This is a genomic window from Tatumella citrea, assembly GCF_002163585.1.
Lineage (GTDB): Bacteria > Pseudomonadota > Gammaproteobacteria > Enterobacterales > Enterobacteriaceae > Tatumella > Tatumella citrea.
Genome location: NZ_CP015579.1, coordinates 1529000 through 1554675 on the forward strand (window position 1 = coordinate 1529000; position 25676 = coordinate 1554675).

Annotated in this window: 22 protein-coding genes and 1 pseudogene; 10 read left to right on the top strand and 13 right to left on the bottom strand. The window is 48.3% G+C overall.

The window, feature by feature from the left end; translation table 11 throughout:
* Positions 1 to 146: 146 nt before the first annotated feature.
* Genes A7K98_RS07265 through A7K98_RS07275 form a run of 3 tightly spaced genes read right to left on the bottom strand, consistent with a single transcriptional unit; the run spans position 147 to position 3722 of the window.
* Positions 147 to 1769 (bottom strand): GMC family oxidoreductase, encoded by a 1623-nt coding sequence (locus A7K98_RS07265; RefSeq protein ID WP_087487942.1) that lies wholly within the window; start codon positions 1767 to 1769, stop codon positions 147 to 149.
* Complete coding sequence (locus A7K98_RS07270; protein WP_087487943.1) at positions 1762 to 2310, bottom strand: sugar dehydrogenase complex small subunit; 549 nt, start codon at positions 2308 to 2310, stop codon at positions 1762 to 1764. The genes A7K98_RS07265 and A7K98_RS07270 overlap by 8 nt, the downstream gene beginning before the upstream one ends.
* On the bottom strand, positions 2307 to 3722 hold the full coding sequence (locus A7K98_RS07275) for a cytochrome c (RefSeq protein WP_087487944.1): 1416 nt from the start codon (positions 3720 to 3722) through the stop codon (positions 2307 to 2309). The genes A7K98_RS07270 and A7K98_RS07275 overlap by 4 nt, the downstream gene beginning before the upstream one ends.
* A gap of 747 nt (positions 3723 to 4469) precedes the next feature.
* Here A7K98_RS07275 and A7K98_RS07280 point away from each other — a divergent pair.
* From A7K98_RS07280 to yqfB, 4 genes are all read left to right on the top strand, one after another.
* Positions 4470 to 6545, top strand: coding sequence for an FUSC family protein (locus A7K98_RS07280; RefSeq protein ID WP_087490408.1), 2076 nt, complete (start codon positions 4470 to 4472; stop codon positions 6543 to 6545).
* A gap of 35 nt (positions 6546 to 6580) precedes the next feature.
* Positions 6581 to 7288 (top strand): alpha/beta hydrolase, encoded by a 708-nt coding sequence (locus tag A7K98_RS07285; protein WP_087487945.1) that lies wholly within the window; start codon positions 6581 to 6583, stop codon positions 7286 to 7288.
* Positions 7289 to 7463: 175 nt separating this feature from the next.
* Entirely contained in the window at positions 7464 to 8267 is an 804-nt protein-coding gene (gene nlpA, locus A7K98_RS07290) for a lipoprotein NlpA (protein ID WP_407703106.1), read from the top strand.
* 73 nt (positions 8268 to 8340) lie between these two features.
* Entirely contained in the window at positions 8341 to 8649 is a 309-nt protein-coding gene (gene yqfB / locus A7K98_RS07295) for a N(4)-acetylcytidine aminohydrolase (protein ID WP_087487947.1), read from the top strand.
* Positions 8650 to 8706: 57 nt separating this feature from the next.
* On the opposite strand, the gene A7K98_RS07300 is transcribed toward yqfB, so the two are convergent.
* Positions 8707 to 8895: a hypothetical protein gene (locus tag A7K98_RS07300; RefSeq protein WP_087487948.1), complete on the bottom strand. Its 189-nt coding sequence runs from the start codon at positions 8893 to 8895 to the stop codon at positions 8707 to 8709.
* A gap of 548 nt (positions 8896 to 9443) precedes the next feature.
* On the opposite strand from A7K98_RS07300, the gene A7K98_RS07305 reads away from it, so the two are divergent.
* The 3 genes from A7K98_RS07305 to A7K98_RS07315 are packed head-to-tail and all read left to right on the top strand — an operon-like array spanning position 9444 to position 12681.
* Positions 9444 to 10415 (top strand): HlyD family secretion protein, encoded by a 972-nt coding sequence (locus A7K98_RS07305; protein WP_087487949.1) that lies wholly within the window; start codon positions 9444 to 9446, stop codon positions 10413 to 10415.
* Positions 10397 to 11551 (top strand): ABC transporter permease, encoded by a 1155-nt coding sequence (locus tag A7K98_RS07310; RefSeq protein WP_087487950.1) that lies wholly within the window; start codon positions 10397 to 10399, stop codon positions 11549 to 11551. The genes A7K98_RS07305 and A7K98_RS07310 overlap by 19 nt, the downstream gene beginning before the upstream one ends.
* Positions 11548 to 12681, top strand: a complete 1134-nt coding sequence (locus A7K98_RS07315) for an ABC transporter permease (RefSeq protein ID WP_087487951.1) — start codon at positions 11548 to 11550, stop codon at positions 12679 to 12681. Before A7K98_RS07310 ends, A7K98_RS07315 begins: the two co-directional genes overlap by 4 nt.
* Positions 12682 to 12718: 37 nt before the next feature.
* Here A7K98_RS07315 and A7K98_RS07320 read toward each other — a convergent pair whose 3' ends face one another.
* A complete protein-coding gene (locus A7K98_RS07320) occupies positions 12719 to 13870 on the bottom strand; it encodes an iron-containing alcohol dehydrogenase (RefSeq protein WP_087487952.1) in 1152 nt (383 codons plus the stop codon).
* A 159-nt stretch (positions 13871 to 14029) separates the two neighbouring features.
* On the opposite strand from A7K98_RS07320, the gene A7K98_RS07325 reads away from it, so the two are divergent.
* Entirely contained in the window at positions 14030 to 14854 is an 825-nt protein-coding gene (locus A7K98_RS07325; protein ID WP_087487953.1) for an aldo/keto reductase, read from the top strand.
* Between the two features lie 34 nt (positions 14855 to 14888).
* On the opposite strand, the pseudogene A7K98_RS07330 reads toward A7K98_RS07325, so the two are convergent.
* From A7K98_RS07330 to A7K98_RS07360, 7 genes and pseudogenes are all read right to left on the bottom strand, one after another.
* Positions 14889 to 16234 (bottom strand): annotated as a pseudogene (locus A7K98_RS07330) (PTS ascorbate transporter subunit IIC).
* A gap of 43 nt (positions 16235 to 16277) precedes the next feature.
* Positions 16278 to 16559 carry a PTS sugar transporter subunit IIB gene (locus A7K98_RS07335; RefSeq protein WP_087487954.1) on the bottom strand — a complete coding sequence of 94 codons (282 nt, stop codon included), beginning with the start codon at positions 16557 to 16559 and terminating at the stop codon, positions 16278 to 16280.
* 75 nt (positions 16560 to 16634) lie between these two features.
* Complete coding sequence (locus A7K98_RS07340; protein ID WP_087487955.1) at positions 16635 to 17075, bottom strand: PTS sugar transporter subunit IIA; 441 nt, start codon at positions 17073 to 17075, stop codon at positions 16635 to 16637.
* Between the two features lie 201 nt (positions 17076 to 17276).
* Entirely contained in the window at positions 17277 to 19241 is a 1965-nt protein-coding gene (locus A7K98_RS07345) for an FUSC family protein (RefSeq protein ID WP_087487956.1), read from the bottom strand.
* A 279-nt stretch (positions 19242 to 19520) separates the two neighbouring features.
* Entirely contained in the window at positions 19521 to 20081 is a 561-nt protein-coding gene (locus tag A7K98_RS07350; protein WP_087487957.1) for a DsbA family protein, read from the bottom strand.
* A 182-nt stretch (positions 20082 to 20263) separates the two neighbouring features.
* Positions 20264 to 21007: an aspartate/glutamate racemase family protein gene (locus A7K98_RS07355; RefSeq protein WP_087487958.1), complete on the bottom strand. Its 744-nt coding sequence runs from the start codon at positions 21005 to 21007 to the stop codon at positions 20264 to 20266.
* Positions 21008 to 21022: 15 nt separating this feature from the next.
* Positions 21023 to 21727 carry a GntR family transcriptional regulator gene (locus A7K98_RS07360; RefSeq protein WP_087487959.1) on the bottom strand — a complete coding sequence of 235 codons (705 nt, stop codon included), beginning with the start codon at positions 21725 to 21727 and terminating at the stop codon, positions 21023 to 21025.
* Between the two features lie 141 nt (positions 21728 to 21868).
* Between A7K98_RS07360 and A7K98_RS07365 the strand changes: the two genes are divergently transcribed.
* Entirely contained in the window at positions 21869 to 23353 is a 1485-nt protein-coding gene (locus tag A7K98_RS07365) for an NCS1 family nucleobase:cation symporter-1 (RefSeq protein ID WP_087487960.1), read from the top strand.
* 147 nt (positions 23354 to 23500) lie between these two features.
* A complete protein-coding gene (locus A7K98_RS07370; RefSeq protein WP_157665895.1) occupies positions 23501 to 24103 on the top strand; it encodes a 2OG-Fe(II) oxygenase in 603 nt (200 codons plus the stop codon).
* A gap of 50 nt (positions 24104 to 24153) precedes the next feature.
* Here A7K98_RS07370 and A7K98_RS07375 read toward each other — a convergent pair whose 3' ends face one another.
* On the bottom strand, positions 24154 to 25572 hold the full coding sequence (locus tag A7K98_RS07375) for an MFS transporter (RefSeq protein ID WP_087487962.1): 1419 nt from the start codon (positions 25570 to 25572) through the stop codon (positions 24154 to 24156).
* Positions 25573 to 25676 lie beyond the last annotated feature (104 nt).

Below are 25676 nucleotides of genomic sequence, written 5' to 3' on the forward strand. Positions count from 1 at the left end.
TCGTTTACAGTGAAAAGAAGATGTAAGCCTGTCAGGCAGTGAATGATGGTCTGACAGAGCGAAAAGGACCGATAAACAGCGCAGGATTGCTGTTTATCGGCCATCGGGAGCCATAGGTGTAGCAACTACGGAAAAGGTGTCGGCAGTTAAGTCACTGGATCCTGTAACAACGTGTCGGCAATGCGTAAAGCTAATGCTGCACCTGTCAGGGTCGGATTAACACAGCCGACGGCCGGAAAGACACTGGTCCCGGCGATATATAAATTGGGATGATCGTGAGTCCGGCAATTTTTATCCACCACCGAATCAGTGGGTGAGTTACCCATAATCATGGTTCCCAAAATATGTTCGCGGTTTTGTTTATTGGTATCCGTTGCCACAATCTTTGCGTTCAGAATTTTTGCGATATTTTGTACGTCAGCGATAGCAGCATCGCGCCCTTTATTCCAGTAATCATCCACATCGTAGTGGATTTCCGGGACAGGGATCCCCAGGCTGTCAGTCCGATCTTTACTTGGGACAATACGATTCTGCGGGTTAGGCAAAGTTTCCAGATCGACGGCAATAGATAACTGACGGGCAGACTGATATTTAATTTGCCGGTAGAGCTCATTACCCATGATTCCCTGTTTAATCAGGGACTTAGTGACGGCAAAATTGACGGCGGTATTACGAAATTTAGTTTTATAAGACGCTCTTTCGGCTCTGAATTTCCCTTCACGGGCATTGAGCATCACCAGCAAGGCATTAGGCCCGGTACCTGGCCAGACTTCATCTTCGGTCACCAGATTAAAGCCCAGTCCGGTGTGATCCATCAGATTTCGCCCGACCTGACCTGATGTATTAGCAATACCCTGAGGATAGCGCTCCGATACGGACATCAGCAGCAATTTAGGCGTCTCAATTGCATTAGCAGCAATCACAAAAACTTTCCCGCTAACTGTTCCCGTTGACTTATCCGGCCGACGGAAATGCACAGCGGTAATTTTACCATCATCTCCGGCCTCGACACGGTAAACCACCGAGTTAGAAAGCAATGTACAGCCATGGTCGAGCGCTTTTTGCACATGAAAGTCAGCGGTATATTTAGCGCCGATGGGGCAAATAGGGTCACAGGTATTATTTCCGGCACAGGCCGGACGTTCGGCGGTAGCCACAGAAAGCCTGGCATTGGGTTCATGAATGGCAGAGTAACCCGCCGCCTCAAGTTTACCGGCAACAACCTGTTGTCCCCAACTGAACGGGTGGCCCGGAGTAGGATAGGGTTGTGAACGTGGAGGGTAATGATCTTTGCCCTGGCCACTCTGATCTTCAGTATCCCAGCCATTGACCCCCAGTTGCTCTTCAGCTTTCTGATACCAGGGTTCCAGCACTTCGTAACCAATCGGCCAGTCGCGGCCTACGCCATAGCGGGTTTTAAGTTCAAAATCTGACGGTAACAGTCTCCAGGTCGCAGAGTCCCAGTGCCAGGTAGTTCCCCCCACCATTCTGATATAAGTCGTCGCATAATTTACCGGGCCCTTTTGTTCCAGATAATGCCCGCCAATGGGATTGGGTGCCCACTCCAGATTAGGGTAGGGTGAATTATTGGCGATGCTTTTATCCGGCAAACTGCGGTAATGCTCTATCGCTTTCCAGCGTTGAATGTGATCGCCGGCCTCAATCATACAAACCCGTTTACCATGACGGGACAATTGCCAGGCAATCAGTGCTCCGGTAACGCCTGAGCCGACGATAACGTAGTCGAAATCTAAAGTAGTATTAGCCATTTTTCTGTTCCTGCTCGGTATCTTCGCTCAGTAAGTCGGGATGTTTAAGTGAGACCCAACTGTCAGGGCCCCCGCCATAACCGGGAACAAAAACGTATTCACGGGTTGGCTGGAACATCAGTGCGTCATGGAAGGCGATCAGAGTCGCCCCGGCGCCTTCGCCGACGATTCCCAGATACCAGGCTGAGGTGATTTTTTTAAGGGTATTAAAGATGTCACTGTCGTGAGGGAGTGATGCCAGCATCGTATCAATCCCCTGACTGCGAAACGGGACACTGGCAACCATCGCCTGATTCAGTTGTTGAATGAAATGTCCGTCTGCAGCCTGCAATGCGGCAAAATAACGGCCTGATAAAACAGGATCTACTGGCCGGCCAATAACAAAGGTTGAGAATTCATGAAAATCCGCACTGGCAGGCAAACCGCCAGCAAATGCCGGACAGGTCACCAGACGTAACCCACTCACAGAGAATACGGTCAGCAACGATAATGACTTAATCAGTTTTCGGCGATCTGTCGAAATAGTATCTGTGAGTTTCATGCTTTTCTCCCTTTGCGCACTACGGTGATAATCAGGCCAGCCAACAGCAACAGCACTACAACGATTAAAGCCTGTATTCTTCCGTCGGCCAGCCAGCCAATCAGCGGCTTAGGCCCACCCTGGTAAACCTGCTCTACCTGTTGTTCGCTGACAGCTTCACCTCCGGCGCCATAAGTCTGCCGGACATAGGTCGCCAGTGTGGCAATCTCTGCAAAGCTAAGACGGTCGGTATAGCCTTGTGGCCCAAAGGCGGGCATTGTGATGCTTTGTTGATCAACGGTACGGTGAACGCCAAATAACAGAGTGGCAATCAGATTAGTGGGATCGGTGCTCCCTACAGTGGTGTTGTGTACCAGTGACGGATAATTCTGGCTGTAGGATCCGGCACCGGAAGGCGTATGGCAGGCAGCACAGTTACCTGAGTACAGAATTGCCCCTGACATTGGGCCGGAAACCGGCTCTCCGCTGGCAACTTTGGTACCACGGATACTGTTTTCATCAGATATTGCTTTACCCTGCATCCCGCGATCTGCGGATGCAGTATTCACCGGTCTGGTTAGACGAAGGCTGGCTACAATCGCATGCAGGTCATCATCAGACAGGTATTGCAGGCTGTGTTCAATAGCTTCTGCCATTGGCCCGGCAGCCTGGGCTTTGCCGACAGCATGTCCGGTCTTCAGATACTGGTACAGTTGCTGATCGCTCCAGTTACCGATACCAGAGGACTTATCTGAGGTGATATTGGGTGCATACCATTGGCCGAGTGATCCCCCGGAGAGAGACTGGTCAGATTTTTCGGCCATCAGGGCATTTCGCGGTGTATGGCAGGTATCACAATGAGCCAACCCGTAAATCAGATAGTTGCCGCGGTTAACCTGATCGGTTTGCGAGGATGAAGGACGGAACGGCTTGTTGTCCGCATACAGAGCATTCCACAGTTTCATGCTGATACGCAGGTTAAACGGAAAGGGCAGCTGTGTGGCCCCAGCGGCGCGATCGACAGCAGTTACACCATGCATAAAATAGTAATACAACGCGTGGATATCGCTGTCGGTGAGCTGGCTGTAAGAGGTGTAAGGCATTGCAGGGTAGAGGTTTTCGCCCTGAGCATTAATACCTTTTCGAACCGCATCCGAAAATTGCTGCTCGGTATAACTGCCAATGCCATAGTGCACTGACGGGGTAATGTTACTGGCAACAATCTTGCCCAGTGGGGAATTTATACTGTTTCCGCCAGCCATGACATGGTGATCGGGACTGTCATGGCAGGCGCTACAGTCTGCAGCCACAGATAAATATTTTCCTTGTGCAAGCAGAGTTTCTGCTGTCGCGGGTGTTTCAGCCTGAGTGGCGGGCGAAAAACCGGCATACAGCAGCGTACTTATCAGTAAAGATAAATAAGCGCATTTCATGGATGACTCCGGACATTACTCGAATAGTTTTTAAAATTATTTTACGTTTCGATAACATTCTATCAGCTAACACAGGCTGAAATAATCTCAGGGAATTTCAGAATGTAAAAATAACACCATTAACATGTCATTGTGATTCTATGATTAAGCAGTAGTAAAACAGGATAAATCGCTCTTGCTGTGACGGATTATCAGGGTGGTGGTATTGGTTTTGTTGGTGCGTCTTAAATAAATTATTGATTTTAATATGAAAAAATAATATTCCCTGTAATGTGGTTGCCCGGGGGCAATGGTGAGTGTGACCGTAAAATAACTACTGTTGTTAAAACCTCTGATTGTTAAATGTTTCAACAAGGAGAGATGATCATAATTCCCGTGAGTGTCAGGAGTAAATAACCGGCTGATTTTATTTTCTGCAATTAAATTAATTACAGTGTGAGTTTTAAATACTGTTTCAGTTTTTCCGGGATAATTAATTAAATAATCTGCTTCTTTATTGAAGTTATTTTTTCTTAAATTTTTTCGGGTGAATGTCCGGGACTCTGCTGGCCGGAGTGATGAGGGTGAACCCCTGAGAGGATGCCGGTTGTGGCAGGTGTTATAAGCACTGCTTATGTTAATTTCAGGGTAATCTGCAGGATAAGATTAATTACATTACGGCTGTTACAATTTTTATCGTGCCCGACTTCGACGGTGTATTATACTAAAGTCTCTGAACAGAATTTTATTCTCAACTTACTGAGCCCTATGAATTTTTTAACAAAAAGTGCGTTTATTTTTTCGTTAAAAACGACACTTGCTGCTTTTCTCGCCTTTTATCTGGCATTAGAGCTCAATCTGGAAAAACCAACGTGGTCTCTGACGACGGTGTATGTAGTTTCGCAGATTTATACCGCTTCTACAGTATCAAAATCGCTATTCAGGCTGGCGGGGACAGTACTCGGCGGAGTATTTATTTTCCTGATTTATCCTTCCACAGTAATGTATCCGGTGATGTTCAGTCTGGCAGTATCCTGCTGGGTCGCTGTGTGCCTGTATTTATCCTTACATGACCGGACTCCCAAAAGTTATATTTTTATGCTGGCAGGCTACAGTGCTGCGATTATGGGGTTTCCTGATGTAACGACTCCTTCTGACATTAGCTATACCGTCATTTCACGGATTGAAGAAGTGGCTGTTGGGATAATTATCAGTAGCCTGGTACATGTGTTGATCTTCCCGGTCAGTATGCGTTCATTACTGGAAAACAGCGTTAATAACTGGTACCAGCAGGCGAAAAAAGTCTGCGGTTCATTATTAACCCAGCATCAGTCAGCGGATTCCCCGGAAAGGGATCAGATACTGGTACAGATGGCTAATTACCCGCTGAATGTAGAAGTGCTGATGACGCATTGCGCCTATGAAGCTAATCAGGTCCAGCGGCTGGTGCGGCTGGTGTCAGCTCAGTATCAGCATCTCTCATACCTGGTGCCTACACTGACGGCTATCGAAAAGCGTCTGAAATTACTGGCAGCGGAAAATATTCAGTTGCCCGAAGAGATGCGACTGAGCGTTACACGTTTTCTGGCATGGCTGGACGATTCGGCTGAAGAGAACAGTGAGTCAGTGACCCGCCAGTTGGAAGAAACCCAGTCAATTATCCAGCAGCGGTTTTTAACTAATGAATTGGGTACAGAGCAGAGTTTGTTGTTTACCGGGTTAATTGAACGACTGCAAAACTTTGTCCGTATTCTGACCGCTTATCACGGTGTGGAAGTCAGACTGTCGCAGCTGAAAAGACGTCGCGGGAAGCCTGAGGTGATGCATCGAAAAAAATATGTCGATGAAGGTATGGCCGCACTGTCATCGTTTACTGCTTTTATCGCCACCTTTGTCTGTTGTCTGCTGTGGATAGGTACCGGTTGGAGCAGTGGTTCTAACGCCGCTATGTTTGCTGCGGTAACCTGTTCATTTTTTGCGACCCACGACAGTCCCATCGGCGGAATGCGCATATTTATGAAAGGCGTGGTCATTGCCATAGCGATCAGTATCTTTTATTCAATGGTCATCATTCCGCGGGCTATCACTTTTGAAGCATTAATCATTTGCCTGTCACCAGCCTTAATTTTTATGGGGCTGATTATCGCCAACCCGGCCACCAATTTTATTGGTCTGATTATTGCCACCCAGTTACCGGGATATATTGGTTTCAGCCACGATTTCGCACCCAATACTTTCGCCACCATTAATGCCGCGCTTTCCACTACCGTCGGTATTGTTCTCTCGCTGGTAATTACATTGTTAATCCGTAACAAACGTCCTTCATGGATAGCGAGAAGGGCGCTGAGAGCGGGGCTGCGTGAGCTGCTTCAGTTACTGGGGGATATTCGTCTGCAGAAATCAACATTGCTGCAACGCCAGCAATTTATCCAACGAATGCTGGACCGGATTAATATTATTCTGCCCCGCAATGTGGTTGACCCCGGGATTAACATGACCATGGAAAATAATCTGATCACTGAGTTGTGGCTGGGGGCCAACTTATTCGACTTTTATGGCCGTTATTACCAGATACTGCAACAGGCAGGTGTCCGGACTGATCCACTATTTCATGAAATTAGCCTGTATCTGAAACGGCGGTTAAAAAATATCCACGAATTGCCTGGTGGGGATGTGTTACGGGAGCTGGAAAGAGTATTAGTGCAGATGGAGCCGCTGGCAAAAAATAACATTAATCTTTATATGCCTTTCTATTTTGTTTTCAATATCCGGTTAGCCTTGTTTCCGGCTGTCCGCTGGAGCAGTTCTCAGGGCCAGTGGCAGTTATCCGGTGACGTTGAATAGTGGTCATTAGTCATGAAATGTATTGAGGTAATCTGGTGAAAAAATCTCTTGCCGCACTAAGTATATACAGCTGTTTATTGGCGGCTCCTTTGGCGGGTGCTGCTGATCTCAGTTATTTATTTATGCCCGCCGCATTGTCCGGACAAAACCCCTCAATGCTGGTCATGATGCATGGCTATGGCGCCAATGAGCAGGACTTTAACGATTTCCCGGTCATTGTGCCAGGCAACATGCTGGTGGTTTCTTTACGGGCCCCGTTGCCGGTCGCCGGTGACAGTTATCAGTGGTACCGGAGTAACGGTAGTGAACAGCAGGAAGTGGACGATGTTGCGCAAAGTGATGATGAAGTTGTCAAAACAATCACTACTCTCCAGCATCAGTACCATATTTCGGCCAGCCATACTTATCTGGGGGGATTTAGCCAGGGGGCCGTCATGACCTATGCGGTTGCTTTGACTCACCCTCAGTTATTTCATGGTGTTGCGGTGTTCAGCGGACGTCTGCCTGCCGGTTTTGATCCGTCGGCAGTTCCGCTGGCGGCGGCGAAACAGTTGCAGGTGTTTGTGGGTCATGGTGAAGCCGACCAACGAATTCCGTTGAAAAAAGCCCAACAGGCAGTAAAACAATTAACGGCATTTACCCCGTCTGTCACGTTTAAAACTTATCCTGGTATGGGACACACCATCAGTCTGGACGAAATCCGCGATTTCAGACAGTGGCTATTCCATGAAGAAACGCCCTGATGCTCCCACCGGAGCTGAAACATTTTGTCCGCTGCATAGCAATATCAGCGGGGGAATGTTGAATATTTTTTATTGAAAATTAAAGAATTAACGGCTTCTCCCTGCCTGGTGGTTATGTCATTATAAGAAAAACTTACATTTTGAAATGACTCCGGGAGTTCAGGTGAACAAATTTATAAAGTTGCTGTTTCCGGCATTACTCATCCTGAGTGGCTGTCTGCTTGCAGGATGTGATAAATCGTCTGAAGACAGTCACCATATTAAAGTGGGTGTTATTAACGGCGCGGAACAGGATGTGGCTGAAGTTGCTAAACAGGTTGCGTTGAAAAAATACGGTCTGCACGTTGAACTGGTAGGGTTTAGTGGTTCGCTACTGCCTAATGAACCGACAGCTCATAAAGAGTTGGATGCCAATGTATTCCAGCACAGGCCTTTCCTTGAACAGGATAACAAGGCGAGAGGTTACCACCTGGTCGCAGTCGCGAATACCTTTGTATTTCCGATGGCCGGCTATTCACGCAAAATTCATCAGGTCAGTGAATTAAAAAACGGTGACACCATCGCCATACCTAACGATCCGACCAACCTGGGCAGAGCACTGTTGTTGCTGCAAAAAGAAAAACTGGTCACCTTACGGGAAGGAACCGGGTTATTACCAACTTTGCCTGATATTACCAGTAATCCACTGAACCTGAATATTATCGCAATGGAAGGGGCTCAACTGCCAAGGGTGCTTGATGATCCGAAGGTCACTGTGGCAATTATCAGTACGACCTATATCCAACAAACCGGGTTATCACCGACCCGTGACGGTATCTTTATTGAAGATAAAAACTCACCTTATGTGAATATTATTGTTACCCGTGAAGATAATAAAGATGCTGAGAATGTGAAGACATTTATCAAAGCTTACCAGTCGCCGGAAGTAGCTGCTGCTGCGGATGTTATCTTCAATGGCGGTGCGATTAAAAGCTGGTAGTCTCCTAAACGTTGATATCATAGGGCGCCGTCAGTGGCCCTGTGCTGTCTGACAAAGCCAGAAAAGGTCTATCATGAGTACAGACATTACATTTTACCGGCATTTTGCCCCGGATATTTTAGCAGGCAAAAAGACGATTACACTGCGGGATGAGAAAGAATCGGGATTCCGGCAGGGTCAACGCCTCCGGGCAGGTTATGAGGATAACGGGGAATATTTTGCCACACTGGAAGTATTGAGTGTCACACCGGTTCGCCAGTCTGAGTTGACGACTGAACATGCCCGCCAGGAAAATATGACAGAACAGCAACTCCGCCAGGTGATTGCAAAAATTTATCCGGGCGTCGAACAACTGTATACCATTCACTTCCGTGTCTGCTGAGTCTGTAACTGACTTTTTTCCGGCGGGTCATGCAAACAGCACCTCTGGCATTACTGCTTAACTTTCAAAAGAGTATGCAGGCTGCGGCTGTTTCTCAGGCAGTTGTGAAGAATTAAGCAACCGGCTGAATGACAGCTCTGCAGCGGTCACAGCATTCAGAAACTCTGCCGGAGACAAAGGCTCTTTCTGTGCAGAGACATAGGCCAGTGCCAGTTCTTTACTGTTAAAACGGTTTAATGAAAACATAGTCACCTCTGTCGATAATGTATTTTTGAACTGGTTAAATCATAACCTTCCGCGCTTTAGGGTTAAATCCGTTACTGCATATCAATTTGATAGGCTGCATCTAAGATAGGTGATGTTTGTCACGCTTTTGAACAGGGCTAGCTGTCATTTCTGCACCGGGATACCTTTCTGTAACGAAGCTTGTTTCACAACCGGTGACCGCTGATAAGCATTCGCAGTATCAAACCAGGCCGCTATCATGGCATCGCTTTGTGGAATAGCAGCATAATTATTTTATGCTGTCGGTTATATTCCCGGTTATTTAAACGCTATATATTTTATTTTTACACCCGGTAAATGAGAACTGATTCATCCGGGCTGAATTATTATTTTCTAATTGCATGACGATTTTGCTTTAGTGCTGAAAAATAGCGAATTTTCGCAAAATATCTGAAATAAATCGTTGGAATTACTTATGCATAATCTATATCAATGCTCTATGCTGAATTTATGTCAGACTACTCAGGAATGATCATGGAGCAGACAGATTGTAAGCCGGAGCAGTTAGTATGAATAAGAAAATAATACTCACCGTGTTATTAATGATTGCGGTGGTTTCCCTGGCCGTTTTTTTCAGGGCGCAGAATCAGGGGTTGTTATTACAGGGGGAAGTTGATGCACCTGAAGTTATTGTCGCCTCTAAAGCGAAAGGACGGGTGGTCGAACGACTGGTAGAGCGTGGCGATGATGTAAAAGCAGGACAGGTACTGATGAAACTGGACGCACCTGAGCTGATTGCTCAGTTACGTGCAGCTGAAGCTGCACGCGACCAGGCAAAGGCTCAGCTGGATTTATCGCTGAATGGCACCCGCGAAGAGAGCCTCCGCAATCTGCGGGCCGAACTGGACTCTGCAACGGCTGATTATCAGAATGCCCGTGACGAATATGAGCGCCAGCAAAAAATAGCGGCCAGAGGTTATATTTCTGCACAGGATCTGGAGACTGCACGAACCAGTCGTAATACCGCTTTGCATGCCATGCAGAGTGCCCGCGCCAACCTGGATGAAGGCCTGAACGGAGACCGGCTGGAGCAGCGTGATATCTATGCCGCTCAGTTAGATGAAGCTGAACAGCAACTGCTGGAAGTGAAAGCCCAGACTGATGACTTGCTGGTAAGAGCTCCGGTTTCCGGGGAAGTGGGCCCGATACCCGCAGAAGTCGGTGAATTACTCACGGCCTCCAGCCCGTTACTGACGCTGGTCAGATTGCCGCAGGCTTATTTCGTATTCAACCTGCGGGAAGATATTCTTGCCCATGTCCGTAAGGGGGACACTGTCAGGTTAAGAGTTCCGGCGTTAAACAACAAAATGATCGAAGCGAAGGTGCACTACATTGCCCCATTGGGAGATTTCTCTACCAAAAGCGCGACCAGGGCTACCGGGGATTTTGACCTGAAAACCTTTGAGGTTCGTTTGTGGCCGGTGATGCCGGTAAAAGGATTACGACAGGGAATGAGTGCATTATGGCAGTGGCAACACTAAAACGCAGCTGGCGCTGTTTCAGCCGTGCATTCAGTAAGGAAATACGGGTTGATTTTCGTAAGCCGGTTATTCACTGGCTGACCTGGTGTTTCCCGTTATTATTGTTCTGGCTCTTAAGCAGCAACTTTTCGGCAGGAACATTGCTGCATCTGCCAGTAGCGGTAGTTGATAACGATCACAGCGAACTATCCAGGGAGTTGATTCGCAAACTGGATGCCGGCCCTCATGCAAGGCTGACCGAATGGCCGGGAGGTTTACCGGAAGCTGAAGAAAAACTACGAACTGCAGAAGATTACGGCATTCTCTATATTCCGGTAAATTTTGAGTCCGATGCACTGGCTGGTCGCCAGCCTCAGGTAGTGTTTTATTACAATGCACTGTTCTATGCTGCCGGACTCTATTCAACCCAGGACTTTTCGGGGCTGATGACCGACATAAATACCCGTTACCGGACGATTATTGCCGGAAAAATTGGTAAGACAGTACCAACTCTGCCCCAGGTTTCCCTGACCTATCAAACCCTGTTTAATGCCAGTGGCAGTTACATTTATTACCAGCAGTTTGCTGCCACCATTCATCTGATGCAGTTGTTTGTGGTGACCTGCATGATCTATGTGCTTTCACGCAGCAAGCCATTGATCTATTCGAACTCCTTCACATTATCGTTGCTGGGTAAACTGGCGCCATACACACTGATGTACACAACGGTGTTGATGGCTCAGATAGCCTTGCTGGTCTGGAGTTCTGATGCGAGGGTGGTTGGAAATCCGGTCTATATGTTTTTTGTGGCGTTCTTTTACATTATTGCCGCGCAAAGTCTGGCTGTATTTTTGTTTACTTTTACCCGTACAGCTATCACTGCTTATACCCTGATGGCATTAATGGTCAGTATTGCCATGACCTTCTCGGGAATGGCTGTACCAGAGTTATCAATGCCCTGGCCAGCACAGTTAATCTCCAACCTTGAACCCTTGACTCATGCACTCTATGCCATGTTTGACCTGTTTCTGCGCGAGGTTCCGGCAATGCCTGTGGCTGAGGTCTGCGCAGTGTTACTGATCTACCCTGTGGTTATTAGTCTGCTGGTACGTAAAAGGCTTCCGGCACGGTTACGCGATCAGGAGGCGATGGTATGAAAGAGTATCGTCAGACGTTTATTACCGTGCTTTCCGGAATGCTTGCCAGGCCTATGTGGGCTATACTGCTGATATCTCTGTGTATTATGAGTATGGTTTATGCTAACCGTACTGTCTGGGATTTACCGGTTGCAGTGGTGGATATGGACCATAGCCCTGCCAGCAGATTACTTATCCGTTCTCTGGATGCGACTTCAAAAATTGATATGATTAATTACTCCAGCCTGGAACATGCCCGCCGTGATCTGGGGTGGCGTAAGCTGTTCGCAGTTATTGTTATGCCGGTTGATTTAGAGAAAAAAATGCTGGCGGGGAACAGTGTGGCCATACCGGTTTTTGGTGATGCCACTAACCGTCTGGCTAACGGGCAGATAGAACAGGATGTTATCGCTGCCTATCAGCAAATGTTGGCGCAGTACGAAACAACCATACTGCTGAATAACGGTTTTACCTTACCCGAAGCTAATGTGCTGTTAACCCCGATACGGGCGGTAACTCAGCCGGTGTTTAACCCGGGTATTAGTTTTGCTGCCATCATTTTTCCCGGACTACTGGTGATGTTGTTACAACACTCATTGCTGATTGCCAGCGTCCGGGTAAATCTGACCATCAGTGCCCGTGGTAAGCCTTCGCTGTCGGTGATCCTGGGGGCCTATTCGGCGCTGGTTCCGGTTTGGTTATTTTTGTCCATCGTACTGTTCGGGCTTTGGCCCTGGGTTCTGGGTTATCGGCAAACGGCCTCTATCCCCGAGCTTTTATTGCTGACATTCCCGTTTTTGCTGGCGGTAATAAGTCTCGGAAACCTGCTTACCGAATGTATCCGACGGGTGGAAATTGTTTATCTGACACTGTCATTTATTACCATGCCGGTATTCTATATATCAGGAACCATCTGGCCGGTGCAGGCAATGCCGTGGGGAGTTCGTCTGTTATCCGATTTGCTGCCTTCCACCTGGGCAGTCAAAGCAATTGCCGGGGTTAATCAGATGGGGTTACCGTGGCAAAATGCTTTGCCGTATGTGATGGTATTACTGCTGCTGTGTCTGCTGTTTAACCTGCTGGAATTTCTGATCAGCACGTTCCGTGACCGACAGCACCGGAATGCCTTTCTGCAATTTTTCCGGCGCTGACATGTCGGTTGCTGGTGTAAGTATCACCGGCAACCGGTTATTCACCGATAACCGGCCAGCTTTCGCGAATCATAAACAGCAACTGTTCACGGTTGTAAGTAATCAGTGAGTTTTTGCTGTTAGCAGTACTAAGTATTTTTTCCAGCTGTGCAGGGCTAAGTGACGGTGGCGACTGCCAAAAGTCACAAACTGTGTTTTTTTGCAGCCATTTAGCCAGATAGCGTGCCGGATTGGCCTCTTTCTGTGACGGAAATAAGTGATGATGTAGTTCGGTCAAACGGGCTTGCAGTTCAGGGTGCTGTTCCTCTGCACATAAAGCCAGGAACGGTAGCAGTAACCGACCACACACTTCGCCGTGGTGCCACGGCATAATAGCACCGGCTTCCCCGGCAATTCCGTGAATCACCCCGAGCCCTGCCATTGACAGGCTCAGTCCACCGAGCCAGGATGCCATCATCATCTTTTCACGTGCCTCGTCTCCCCGCTGGTCCTGACGGTCGAGATCGGGCCATGCAGCGATAAACAACAGCATGCCTTGCAGAGAGAACTGACGGCTGAAAAAACTGCTTTTAGAAGATAACCAGGCTTCGAACAGATGCGTAAACGCATCAATTCCGCAGCGGGTCAGCACTGCAGCAGGAGCATGGCGCAGCAGCAACGGGTCAAGGATAGCGATATCCGGTACCAGCCGAGGGTGGCGCAGAGATGCTTTAACCTGATAGTGCTGTTGGTCTGTGACCACTGAGTTTTGGGTGGCTTCACTGCCGGTGCCTGCAGTGGTTGGGACCGCGATTAATGGCAGCCGTTTGCCGTCCAGCGGTGTATCACCAATTTTTTCCAGATAATGCACTGTCGGAAGGGGTTGCAGGCAGAGAGTACTAAAGGCTTTGCCGGCATCCAGAACACTCCCTCCGCCAATAGCCACTACCCGTTCTGCTTTACCACGCCATTCTGAAATCCATTCATCCAGTTGTTGTGGAGAAGCTTCGTGGCTGACGGTGATTATCCCGAGGATCCAGGGAGAGAGGGATTCCTGTAACTGTTGCCAGACCTCGCTTTCCAGAAAAGAGCGGCAGCTGAAGAGCAGTGTTGGCAGCCCTGGCTGGGAGATTAGCTGACTGAGTTGCCGGATACTTCCCGGCCCGGAAATGGTCTGCTGATTACAAAAGAGTGTGGTCTGTTGTGTCACCGTCGGGCTCCTGACGTAAATTATCAGTGTCGTGCAGAGAGCCTGATAATTCCAGTAGGCGATAGTTATCCACGCGGCTTATCGGTGGCAATTTGCGATTAACCCGATCCTGATCACATACTGATTACAGTGCATTCTGATTTTTATCGCAGGAGTAGTATGAAAAAACAGCAAAATCTTTCTGCACTGGCTGCCGGAACATGGCATCTTGGCACCGGCCGTTATCCGGAAAAAACTGAGATCAGTGCACTACACCAGGCCATCGATGCAGGGATCACCACCATTGATACCGCCGAAATGTACGGACTGGGCCGCTCAGAACGTCTGGTTGGTAAAGTGATGGCAACCAGACGTGAGGAAGTGTGTCTGGTATCGAAAATATTTCCGTGGAATGCCAACCCGTTACTTGCCAGACGACAGTGTCTGGCATCGCTAAAACGGCTGAATACAGATTATCTGGATTACTATTTGTTGCACTGGCGCTATCCGGGGCATTTGCCCTGGGCAGTACGTAGTCTGGAAGTCTTGCGGGAAGAGGGGCTGATTGGCGGCTGGGGCGTTTCGAATTTTGATATTCAGGATATGACGCGATTACTGAATATTCCGGGAGGCGAAAACTGCCAGATTAATCAGGTGCTTTACAATTGTCAGAGCAGAGGCATTGAATACCGGCTGATTTCATTATGTCAGCGGGCGGGAGTCAGCCTGATGGCCTATTCTCCGTTGGGAGGCGCCGGGGCTCCTTTGTTAAGGGCACCGGTACTGGAACGAATTGCTGCGGAACATGGTACGGATGCTTCGGTAATTGCACTGGCATGGATACTGTTGCAAAAAAACATGACGGCTATTGCCGAAACGGGGAACCCCGAACATGCGCAACGCAATGCTCTGGCTACAGGAATCGTCCTTTCTGCAGCCGACATTGCTGCCATTAATGGGGTTTTTCCGCCTCCCACCAGTAAACAGCCGCTCGACCGGCGTTGAAAAGGGCGGGAAGATACTCCCGCCCTGCAGCTAATCAGGCTTTTTTCTTAGCGATCATGTTGTAGCCGATCATCAGGAGATAGATAACGACCAACAGAGAGATAATCACTGTCGGTGTCAGGTACTTAATGGCATTGCCCAGTAAAATGCCTACCACCCCAAAGTCAGAATCCGAGAAGGTCGTATTCTGCAGACCTACCTGACCAAGTAAAGGTAGCAAAATTGCTGGCAGGAAGGTGATCAATAGCCCGTTAGCAAAGGCACCAATGACTGCTCCACGCCGACCACCAGTCGCATTACCAAATACCCCGGCAGTAGCTCCGGTGAAGAAGTGAGGTACCACACCCGGCAAAATCAATACCCAGTCCAGTTTACCCAGAATGACCAGACCAACCAGACCACCGACAAAACTGGACACAAAGCCGATCAGTACAGCGTTAGGTGCGTACGGGTAAACAATAGGGCAGTCCAGTGCTGGTTTGGCATCGGGGACCAGACGTTCCGAAAAGCCCTGAAATGCCGGAACAATTTCAGACAATATCAGGCGTACCCCGGCAAGGATAATGTAAACTCCGGCTGCAAAGGTAATCCCCATAATGACCGAGAAGATAAAGAAGTTCTGTCCCTGGCTGAAATTCTGCTCAACATAGCTGCTGCCGGAACACAGGCAGAGAATGATGTACACCACCATCATGGTCAGAGAAATTGAAATGGTACTGTCACGCAGGAAGCCAAGGTTTTTGGGTAAATTCATCTCTTCTGTGGAAGCCGAGTTTTTACCAACCAGCTTGCCAATCACACCGGAGAGCACATAACCAATGGTTCCGGTATGTGCCAGCGCGACTTCATCTTCACCGGTGATTTTGCGCATAAATGGCTGAGCCAGGGCTGGCAGCGCAACCATGAAAATTCCCATAATCAGAGAACCACAAATCACTAATGAAATGCCGCTGAAACCAGCAATGCTTAAAATAACCGCCAGCATACAGGCCATATAAAACGAGACATGGCCAGAGAGGTAGATATATTTCAGTCGGCTGAATCTCGCCAGGAATATATTGGCAACCATACCGAACGCCATAATATAAGCGGTACTTTCACCATATTTACTCATGGACAATGAAACAATGGCTTCGTTATTCGGAATAACTCCCTGCACATTAAACGCATGTTCAAACATGCCACCTAAAGGTCCAAGAGTGGTGACCAGCACTGAAGCCCCACCGCTTAAACCAGAAATCCGAGGATAGTTTTAATGGTGCCCTGAATGATTAAATCGATACTTTTTTTCTGGGCACACAAGCCAATCAGTGCAATAAGACCCACCAGAATGGAAGGTACTTTCAGAATATCAAGGAAAAAAGAGAGAACTGAACCCATAGTAACGCTCCCGAAGGCATACAATTCAGATGGTTAACAGCAATCAGGCGTTATCCGCCAGCCATTGAGACAGTTTCTCTTCAAGCTCTGCTTTAGCAATAATACTTTTAAGTACCACGACTTTATGAGCATCGACTTTGCCGGAAATTCCCGGGGCGAGGTCCTGACCTACCACAAAAATATCCGCTAAATTATTAGTGACAGAGGCCAGATCAATATGACCAACTTCTGCTTCCTTACCTATTTTAGTCATTACAGTTTTAATATTTTTTTCCAGCATAAAACTGCTGCCCAGACCGTGACCACACACTGCGTAAATTTTCATAGTATTTCCCCTGAGATGTAAAGCAACCCGGAGAGCTGTTTCCGGGTCGCAGTTTAAATAACATCATTGTGTCGGTTAATAACGATTAATCAGTTCGTGGATCGTCTCGCTGTTGCCGGTGGCGAGAAGCCCAATATTCTCTTCTTCATCCAGCAATTCGGCCAGTGATGAGATAAGTGATATATGGCTGTCAGCATCTTTGGCGGCGAGGAAGAAGATGACTTTAACCGGGTCGTTGTCGGAACTGCCGAAGTCCACACCCTGTTTAACTATCAGTAGTGAAAGACCTACGCCGACAGAGCCGTTTTCCGGGCGACTGTGTGGCATCGCTACGCCCGGAGCCAGCACATAGTAGGGGCCGGTACGTCCGTGTTCGGCAATAATTTCATCGATATAACGCTGGGTGATGATTCCCTGTGCCAGTAGTGGATTTCCTGACAGCGTAATGGCTTGCTGCCAGTTATCTACCGAGTCACAAATATGGATATTCTGGTCATTCAGATAATCAGCTAACATTGCATACCCTTTTCATAATGAAAACCTCAGGGATTTAAAAAGCCTTTTAAATCAGTGTCTCACATTACATAAAGCCGGTAGTCAATGCTGTGATGCATTTCACAATTAATTGCGGGATGGCTGTAACAAAAAGGGCAGGTAGTGGATATCCGCCAGACAGCCCCAACAGGGTTGAAGCTGTCTGGCGGAGAGATGAAAATCTTAGCGGCTGATTAACTCACCACGATAGGTCCTGAGCAAAGCCTGCAAATCGTTGACGACAAGAGTTATTTTTTCGTTGTCTGGCAGGATATTGATCACTTCCAGATATTCGTGCAATAACTGCTGTAACCTGATGTAAGCCTGTTCCCGTTGAATAGCCATTTTTTGCCGGGATAAATCCTCTGCTGTTTCACGTATTTGCTGGTGAAACTCTGACAGTGTTTGCAGATAAGGAATGTTTAATGCGGTGATACGGCGATAAATAATAATCAAATTAATCGCCAGCCGGTAACGCATTAATTTGCGGCTGTCGAGGGTAATCAGCAGCAACAAGTCATCATACAGTGCACTCAGGCGGCTGACTTTCCGGCGTTTAGGGTTGGTGGTCAGAGTCTGCAGTGATGTAGTAAGGATATTACGCAGCAGAGAATTTGACATCGAACTCCGGCTGAGATCAGGGATCAACCAGATAATCAGTAAAGTGACGATGGCTCCAATAATCTGTCCCAGTGCACTGTCCAGGTAGTGATTAAAGCTGAAAGTTTCCGGGTTGGTAATTGGAATTAAGTTGAAGACAAACATCAGTGATGCGCCACTGCCAGGCATTTTCCACTGAACACAAAGCGAAAAGAAAAATACCAGAAAGCTGATGGAGATTATCAATAAGGTGAAGCTCTGCTGCGTTCCGGGCAAAACAATCAGATAATAGAAGATACTGATCGGCAGGATGTAAATCATTCCGTAGATAAAATCGATAGCCACAGTTCGTGGATTCTCAGCCCGCATTGCCAGAGTAGAAACAATACTCGAAATAATCAGAAATCCGGTGACAGCGCTGGAGGTAGTGGTAAACCACAGACAACAGCCGACGGCACCGGTTAGGAAGGTACGGAATCCGTTAACCAGTGCATGGGCTTTCTGCACGGATGCTGCGGCATTAATCTCGTAACGGCCGATGATCTCTTTTTCGACATCATGTAACGGCATTTTGGAGTGAACACCGGTACATAAAATACGTAACTCCTTCAGTCCTTTAATCCATGATGAGAGAGCATATGGAGTCTGTACCGGCGAAAGCTGATGAATCAGCAGGGTAAACTGATGAAGTTTCTGGGATAGCGTAATGTTAGAGTCCGGAATCTGGCTAAATAACATATACCAGCTGGTACTTCGTTTTTCAGGTCGCAGGTGGAAATATTGCCAGGTTTCATACGTCAGAGTACACAAATGGAACATCAGCCCGTTGATTCCTTTCAGACGCTGATGTAGCGCAGGATTGTTGTGGGTCGACTCCATTTTTAAGACCTGGCGCATGGCATTAAATTTCTTGCATTCGGCCAGCATAAGTTTGAAACGATCTTCAAATTCCTGCTCGGTGGTGGCGGTGAAACAGCAGGACATCAGCCCAAATAGTGCCATCGGACTTTCATCAATAAATCGTCTGATTTGCGGTTTAATACTTCGCGGCAGAAAGATTAAATCGGAAAAAATAATACACAGTAAGCCGAGCGATATTTCCAGAGAGCGGTAGATGGCAATCTGTGGCGCATCCTGCGGAGTCTGCCAGGCGGTAACCAGAATAATAAATACCGAATAGCCAGCCAGACCAAAAGCGTAAGAAATTTCCTGTTTGACCACGGTATACAGCCAGGAAAAGAATCCGGCCCACAGACAGCAGGCAAACAACATCAGTACCGGAGCGCGGGCAAGTCCGCAAATAATGACCACAGCCCCCAGAGAACCGACAGCAGTACCAATCAGTCGTAAAAAGCCCCTGAATCTTAAAACGCCGGTCATCGGCTCACCGCCGGAGGCGAAGGCCGGGGAGGCGGCAATAATCGCCACCGTCATCATTGACCACTTAGGTGTATCCAACTGCAGGACAAAGCTCAAAATTAACGCCATCACCAGGGCAAAAGTCGTTTTGCAGGCAAAACGTAGCCGAAAAAGTAATGAATTATGCATTTTTTATTGAATCATTATTGGAATAGTTGCAGGCAGCCAAAAAAAAGCCACATCATGACAAAAATAACCTTAAAAAAGGTTACATAACAGTGGGTTAAATTAACGGTGCATCTGGAGGATATCCACACTGGAATAAGGTGATAAGGGCCATATTACGCCTTTGTGAAGAAACACAAAAGTGTGATTTACATCAAAGTAATAAAAATTGTTTCAGGGGTGACAAAGCGAGAGGGTGTCAGGAAATAACGGTAAACAGGCCGGCTGTTTACCGTTTTAAGATTAGCCTTTGTGGATGCGTTCAGCCCACCGGCTTATCTCTTCACCACTGCCCATATCGGCCTGAATCAGACCATTAATCATAAAGGTAGGTGAAACATGAATCCCGTTTTGCCGTGAATATTTACAGTGCCATTTAATCAGTTGCTGTAACTCAGGCTTATCAAACGGTTCACTGACACTGACGCCACTGTACTTTTCCAGTCGTTCAACGATTTGCTGTGGTGTGGCATCCATATTCGGTCCACGGCAATGATCGGTAAATTCAAACTCTTCACGATGATCACCGATAGCTTTGAGAATTTTGAGTGCCGCTGCATTACCGTCAGGCAGTGTTGCTGCAGCCAGAATGGCACGGGTAATGACCCCGGAAAACATATGCCACGGCTGTGACTGCAGATAAATTTTAACCGTTAACTGATCTTCACCCATCAGACTGACCAGGCCATCCAGTTTATTAAAAGCGCGAACTGAGAAAGGGCAGGTTGGTTCAAGGAAAACTTCGAGTAACGCCGGGCCGTGGCCAAGCGTCAGGGCTTTGGCAGAAACAGGTGTTGCAGCCATAATTATCCTCATGATTCATAGCAGACCAGAAGTACCGGTCTGGTGCGATGGAAAACAGGGCTGAAAAGCCGTTGTTTTAATGATTCGAAAAGTGATTTCAGCATAAGGTGCATGACACAATGATGCAACGTCGGTCTGTGCTGTAGCGCGCAAACCGCAATAACCCATGGTTGGCTTGTTGCTCAGACGGGACTGAGATCAGAAAAGATTCCGCTTAGCGGTTTCGCCACCGGATAAGCCAGATCGCCATGTTTGCTGGTGGTCAGCCTTAAACTCAGCAGTGATTCCATCAGCTTTACCGCGGCGCTAACCCCGTCAATCACCGGGATACCCAGTTCTGACGTCAGTTGTTCTGCCAGACCGGCCATACCTCCGCATCCCAGTACCACCGCTCCACTATTATCCTGCTGTATGGCCAGATGGCACTGTTCACGTATCCGATCGCCAGCGATCGTGCTGCTATCTTCCAACGATAACACCGGTAAATCGATAGTACGGATCGCAGCACAGTGATCAGTAAAACCGTATTGTTGTAACAGGTGCCTGGCGATAATGACTGTTCTCGGCAGGGTTGTCACAATGCTAAACCGGGTGGACACCATGGTGGCCAGATGCATCGCTGCTTCGGCAATACCCAGCACCGGGCCGCTGGCCAGCTCTCTGGCAGCCAGTAGCCCCGGATCACCAAAACAGGCAATAATATGGCCATCAACACCTTGCTGACGGCCCTGATGGATCTGTTGTAGCACTCCCACTGCCGCGATAGCTTCGTCAAAATGGCCTTCAATTGAACCAACACCAGACTGCGGATTCACCGCCAGAATCCGGGTGCTGGCAGAAGCCACTGCCCTGGCCGCTGTGGCCATATTATTGGTCATTGACTGACTGGTGTTAGGATTAATTAATTGTATACAATATTGGCTCATCATTACTCCGGTCCATTATGCAGAAAACAGTTTCCGGAAATCCGGCGGAGGGGTTTTGTGGCTGCTGAAATTCAGGCTGCCCACAATATTGTCAAAGTGCTGCTGTAACAACGAACTCAGTAATGGCACATTTTTCTGCTGAAGCGCGTCCAGCAGCTGGTGGTGCTCAGAATCACGGCAACCCTGCTGCCACTGGCTCCCCCAGGCGGCTATCACCAACGAAGAACGCAGGGTCAGATTGGTAATAATGTCACTGACCACCGGATTGGCGGCCACTGCATGTAGCCGGATATGAAACATTGCCGAGTAGCGGATGGCTGCCGCGGCATCCCTCTGATGATGTGCTTCATGTTCCTGTGTCAGGATCCCTGACAAATCCCGGATATCGACCGGTTGAACCCGGTTAGTGACATCCTGCAAATTGGCCAGCTCCACCAGTGAACGGGTACGGAATATATGCCGTGACTCCTGCTCATCGGGGCTGGCAACAAATGCCCCACGTTTGGGCGTCATATTAACCATTTGCACTGTTGCAAGGCGTGTCAGTACTTTTCTGATCCCGGTACGGCTAATACCAAAGGCTTCTGCCAGAGCCTCTTCAGGCAGCTTACTGCCAGGCGGTAGCTGATGCTCAACTATCGCTTTCATCAAGGCTTCACGGATTTTGTGCTCTTTTTCATGACCTTCGGCGTTTTCGCGGTAGGGGCTGGCGCTCAGCATTACTGTTCTCCTGAATCACTGTCTTTATTAGGTATACTCATTTTTGAAATTTTGTATACAAAAAAAATGAAAACTGGTCCGGATCCTGCAGGGTGATAACAGTGCCGATGTTTAATCAGCCATCTACAGGGGACTGCAACTATGCCAAAAAATGAACCACAGAATTCCGGGCTCGTCAAACCAGCTTACAGCCCGGGATTAACTAATGATGATTTAGCACCGGTCCGGGAACAACACTGGAACTGGTACAACATTTTTTCCTTCTGGATGTCAGATGTACACAGTATGGGGGGTTATGTCGTGGCCGCCAGCTTCTTCGCGCTGGGTCTGGCAGGGTGGCAGGTACTGCTTTGTCTGCTGGCAGGGATCTGTATCGTTCAGTTTTTTGCTAATCTGGTCGCGAAGCCAAGCCAGCAAAGCGGTGTTCCTTACGCGGTAGTGTGTCGACAGGCTTTTGGGGTGTTTGGCGCAAATATTCCGGCGATTATCCGGGGCTTAATTGCGTTTGCCTGGTACGGTATTCAGACCTGGCTGGCATCGAATGCTTTGATGCTGGTACTGCTAAAGTTCTGGCCATCGCTGGTCCCTATGACAACCGCCCATTTTCTTGGTTTATCAGCACTCGGCTGGATCTGTTTTGCTGTGATGTGGGTATTGCAGGCACTGGTATTCTGGCATGGCATGAATGCCATTAAGCGTTTTATCGATATAGCAGGGCCTGCCGTTTATATCGTTATGCTGGCCCTGGCTGTCTGGATTATCTCGCAGACTGGTTTCTCGGGGATTTCTCTGACCTTGTCTGAGAAGGCACTTTCACCGGCTGCTCAGGGCTGGCAGATGATTTCTGCGGTAGCTCTGGTCGTTTCCTACTTCTCTGGCCCGTTACTGAATTTCGGCGACTTCTCTCGTTATGCCAGCAGTATGCAGGATATCCGCCGTGGTAACCGTTGGGGATTGCCGTTTAACTTTTTACTGTTCTCCATCATTACCGTGGTGATTGTTTCCGGTACCCACTCATTATTTGGACGCATGATTACCGATCCTATCGAAACGGTTTCACAGGTGGGGAGCGGGGTAGCAATGGCGGTTGCATTGCTGACGATGATCACTGCGACTATCGGAATTAATATCGTGGCGAACTTTGTCTCTCCGGCGTTCGATTTCTCTAACTGTTCACCGCAAAAAATCAGCTTCCGTATGGGCGGGATGATTGCGGCAGTTGGATCTGTCGTCCTGACGCCCTGGAATCTGTTCCAGTCACCCGAGCTGATTCACTACACGCTGGATGTGCTGGGATCGTTTATAGGTCCGTTATTTGGCATTTTGCTGTGTGATTTCTATCTGATTAACCGCAGCCACATCAGGACTGACGATCTGTTTAATGACACTCCGACAGGGGCATACTGGTACCGGAACGGTTTTAACCCGAAAGCGATTATGGCATTGATTCCATCGGTGGTTTTGTGTCTGCTGATAAGCTTTATTCCGGCATTGCATGAAGTGGCTAACTTCAGCTGGTTTATCGGTGTCGCACTGTCTGCGGGTATCTACTACCGTGTTGCTATGGTCAAAGGGGTAACCCGTGCTGATGCTACGATGGCAGCCAGCGCGACCAAAGATATCTGACCCTCTGATTGTCGTCAGCCGGGCAAGGATGCCAGGCTGATGCTATTCACTTAAAATCCTTCCCTGGTCACAATGAATCCAGTGGTTGCCATCAGTTCACCCGGATATAATCGCGGCACTTTCCGTTTTTCCCGTTTCAGGGGCGATATGCTTGATTCTGACGCGTTAGTTCAACAACTGTGTGAACAGGGGTGGTTTTATCAGCAAAACGTACTGGATGCCACTCTGGTGTCACAGTTAGCCGACCTTTGCCATAGCCGCACTTTCCTGCAAGCCGGCATTGGCCAGGGGGTGAAAAATATTATTAATGAGTCGATCCGTTCTGACAGCATCAGCTGGATAGAGAAGGATGAACAGATGCCGGCTATTCGCGGTTATCTGGGGCTGGTGGAAACCCTTCGTCAGCTACTTAACCGCGAATTTTATCTGGGGCTGAACGATTTTGAAGGGCATTTTTCCCGCTATCCCCCGGGGGCTTATTACAAACCCCATTATGACTGTTTTGCAAACGATAAGCGCAGGGCAGTGACGCTGATTGTTTATATTAATCAGAACTGGCACCCTCTGGACGGTGGACAACTCTGCCTGCATCTGCCGGAGGGCGAGCGACTGATTGAGCCAGTTGCCGGAAGTGTTATTTGTTTCCTGTCGGAACAAATTCTGCATGAGGTGAAGCCGGCACATAAAGAGAGAATGGCGTTGACTGGCTGGTATATTCGTAATAACGGGCAGGATTATTACTATAACTAACTGAATGGCTTGCCGGGGCAGTCAGCCTCCGGCAGGCCACTTTGCATATACTACTTACGGGTAGTTGCCACCTGGCTGCCGGCATTTTTCTCCAGCAACAGAATGTCCACCATTGCTATCAGGCATAATATCCCCAACGCGACAAATGACAGACGGAAGCTGATAGCCGGAAGTTGTGACAGCCATTCAGAAGCGTGGCTCAGACGCTCTGTAAGGAACAGGCTCAGTGCACAGAAAGTGATGCCGACTCCCATCGATAACTGAGATGAAGCGCTGAACAGGGAGTTCGCATGGCTCATCTGATCCTTAGGCACATCACAGAACACCAGAGTGTTAATGGCGGTAAATTGCAGAGAGCGGAACACTCCGCCAAGAAATAACACCAGCATAATCAGTGCATGTGGTGTCTCTGCGGTGAAAAATGCACAAATTACCATCCCCAGAACATTCAGAAAGCCATTAATCGTCAGAACCGTTTTAAAGCCAAAAGCCCTGAGGATGGAGGTGGTTGCAGGCTTAATGGCCAGGTTTCCGGCAAATACCGCCAGAACGAGTAAACCCGAGTGAAAAGCATCCATATGAAAGCCAATCTGGAACATCAGCGGAAGCAAAAACGGTACAGCTGAGATAGCCGCGCGGAACAGAAAACCGCCGACCAGAGTTGCGCGGAACGTTGGAATGGCAAGGGCATCCATACGAATCATTGGCTCCGGTACCCGGGTCATATGCCGCCAGCTCAGCCAGAATCCGGCCAGACTAATGGCCAGTAAGCCAAGAGTCAGCGTTACAGGAACCGATGAAGAAACCATCTCCATACTGCAGACGAAACCAATCATCGACAGGGTGGACAGGATAAAACCAGTCACATCAAACGGGCGTTTCTCTGTGTCACTGCTATTGTTCATCAACCGGCGGGCGAGTATCACGCCAATGATACCCAGTGGCAGGTTCAGGAAAAATATCCAGCGCCAGTTAAAATAGTCCGTAATAAAGCCACCTAACGGCGGGCCGATAATCGGGGCCACCAGTGCCGGCCAGGTCAGGGTAGCGATGGCGGTGATCAACTGATCTTTTGGCGTGTTCCTTAATACTGCCAGCCGGCCGACGGGTACCATAAGTGCGCCACCGGCGCCCTGCAAAATACGCATTGCAACGAACATGGGCAGATTATCCGACAGTCCGCACAACACTGATGAAAGAGTGAAAATCGCCAGAGCCAGAGAAAAAACGTTTTTTGCACCAAAACGATCTGCAATCCAGCCACTGACCGGAATCAGGACAGCCAGGGTCAGCAGATAGGCACTGATCCCCAGATTGAGTCGGGTAACTTCAGTGTTAAAGGTTTTTGCCATATAAGGCAATGCAGTAGCGATAACGGTGCCATCGAGGAACTCCATAAAAAATGCACCGGCAACCAGTAATGCAACAGCGGAGACGGACTTATTTGATTTATTTATCAATCCAGGCATGACTCTTGCTTATCAGGGATGAGATGATGGGGGTGAAATCATAATAACGAATGAGCGAAAGCTATGCACCTCATGAATGTATGTAATTTTGTTTACTGAATATT

What these genes read in the sequence shown, in the direction of transcription:
- A7K98_RS07265 (WP_087487942.1), bottom strand. Translation starts at nt 1,769, where the DNA reads ATGGCTAATACTACTTTAGATTTCGACTACGTTATCGTCGGCTCAGGC.
- A7K98_RS07270 (WP_087487943.1), bottom strand. Translation starts at nt 2,310, where the DNA reads ATGAAACTCACAGATACTATTTCGACAGATCGCCGAAAACTGATTAAG.
- A7K98_RS07275 (WP_087487944.1), bottom strand. Translation starts at nt 3,722, where the DNA reads ATGAAATGCGCTTATTTATCTTTACTGATAAGTACGCTGCTGTATGCC.
- A7K98_RS07280 (WP_087490408.1), top strand. Translation starts at nt 4,470, where the DNA reads ATGAATTTTTTAACAAAAAGTGCGTTTATTTTTTCGTTAAAAACGACA.
- yqfB (WP_087487947.1), top strand. Translation starts at nt 8,341, where the DNA reads ATGAGTACAGACATTACATTTTACCGGCATTTTGCCCCGGATATTTTA.
- A7K98_RS07300 (WP_087487948.1), bottom strand. Translation starts at nt 8,895, where the DNA reads ATGTTTTCATTAAACCGTTTTAACAGTAAAGAACTGGCACTGGCCTAT.
- A7K98_RS07305 (WP_087487949.1), top strand. Translation starts at nt 9,444, where the DNA reads ATGAATAAGAAAATAATACTCACCGTGTTATTAATGATTGCGGTGGTT.
- A7K98_RS07310 (WP_087487950.1), top strand. Translation starts at nt 10,397, where the DNA reads ATGGCAGTGGCAACACTAAAACGCAGCTGGCGCTGTTTCAGCCGTGCA.
- A7K98_RS07315 (WP_087487951.1), top strand. Translation starts at nt 11,548, where the DNA reads ATGAAAGAGTATCGTCAGACGTTTATTACCGTGCTTTCCGGAATGCTT.
- A7K98_RS07325 (WP_087487953.1), top strand. Translation starts at nt 14,030, where the DNA reads ATGAAAAAACAGCAAAATCTTTCTGCACTGGCTGCCGGAACATGGCAT.
- A7K98_RS07335 (WP_087487954.1), bottom strand. Translation starts at nt 16,559, where the DNA reads ATGAAAATTTACGCAGTGTGTGGTCACGGTCTGGGCAGCAGTTTTATG.
- A7K98_RS07340 (WP_087487955.1), bottom strand. Translation starts at nt 17,075, where the DNA reads ATGTTAGCTGATTATCTGAATGACCAGAATATCCATATTTGTGACTCG.
- A7K98_RS07345 (WP_087487956.1), bottom strand. Translation starts at nt 19,241, where the DNA reads ATGCATAATTCATTACTTTTTCGGCTACGTTTTGCCTGCAAAACGACT.
- A7K98_RS07350 (WP_087487957.1), bottom strand. Translation starts at nt 20,081, where the DNA reads ATGGCTGCAACACCTGTTTCTGCCAAAGCCCTGACGCTTGGCCACGGC.
- A7K98_RS07355 (WP_087487958.1), bottom strand. Translation starts at nt 21,007, where the DNA reads ATGAGCCAATATTGTATACAATTAATTAATCCTAACACCAGTCAGTCA.
- A7K98_RS07360 (WP_087487959.1), bottom strand. Translation starts at nt 21,727, where the DNA reads ATGCTGAGCGCCAGCCCCTACCGCGAAAACGCCGAAGGTCATGAAAAA.
- A7K98_RS07365 (WP_087487960.1), top strand. Translation starts at nt 21,869, where the DNA reads ATGCCAAAAAATGAACCACAGAATTCCGGGCTCGTCAAACCAGCTTAC.
- A7K98_RS07370 (WP_157665895.1), top strand. Translation starts at nt 23,501, where the DNA reads ATGCTTGATTCTGACGCGTTAGTTCAACAACTGTGTGAACAGGGGTGG.
- A7K98_RS07375 (WP_087487962.1), bottom strand. Translation starts at nt 25,572, where the DNA reads ATGCCTGGATTGATAAATAAATCAAATAAGTCCGTCTCCGCTGTTGCA.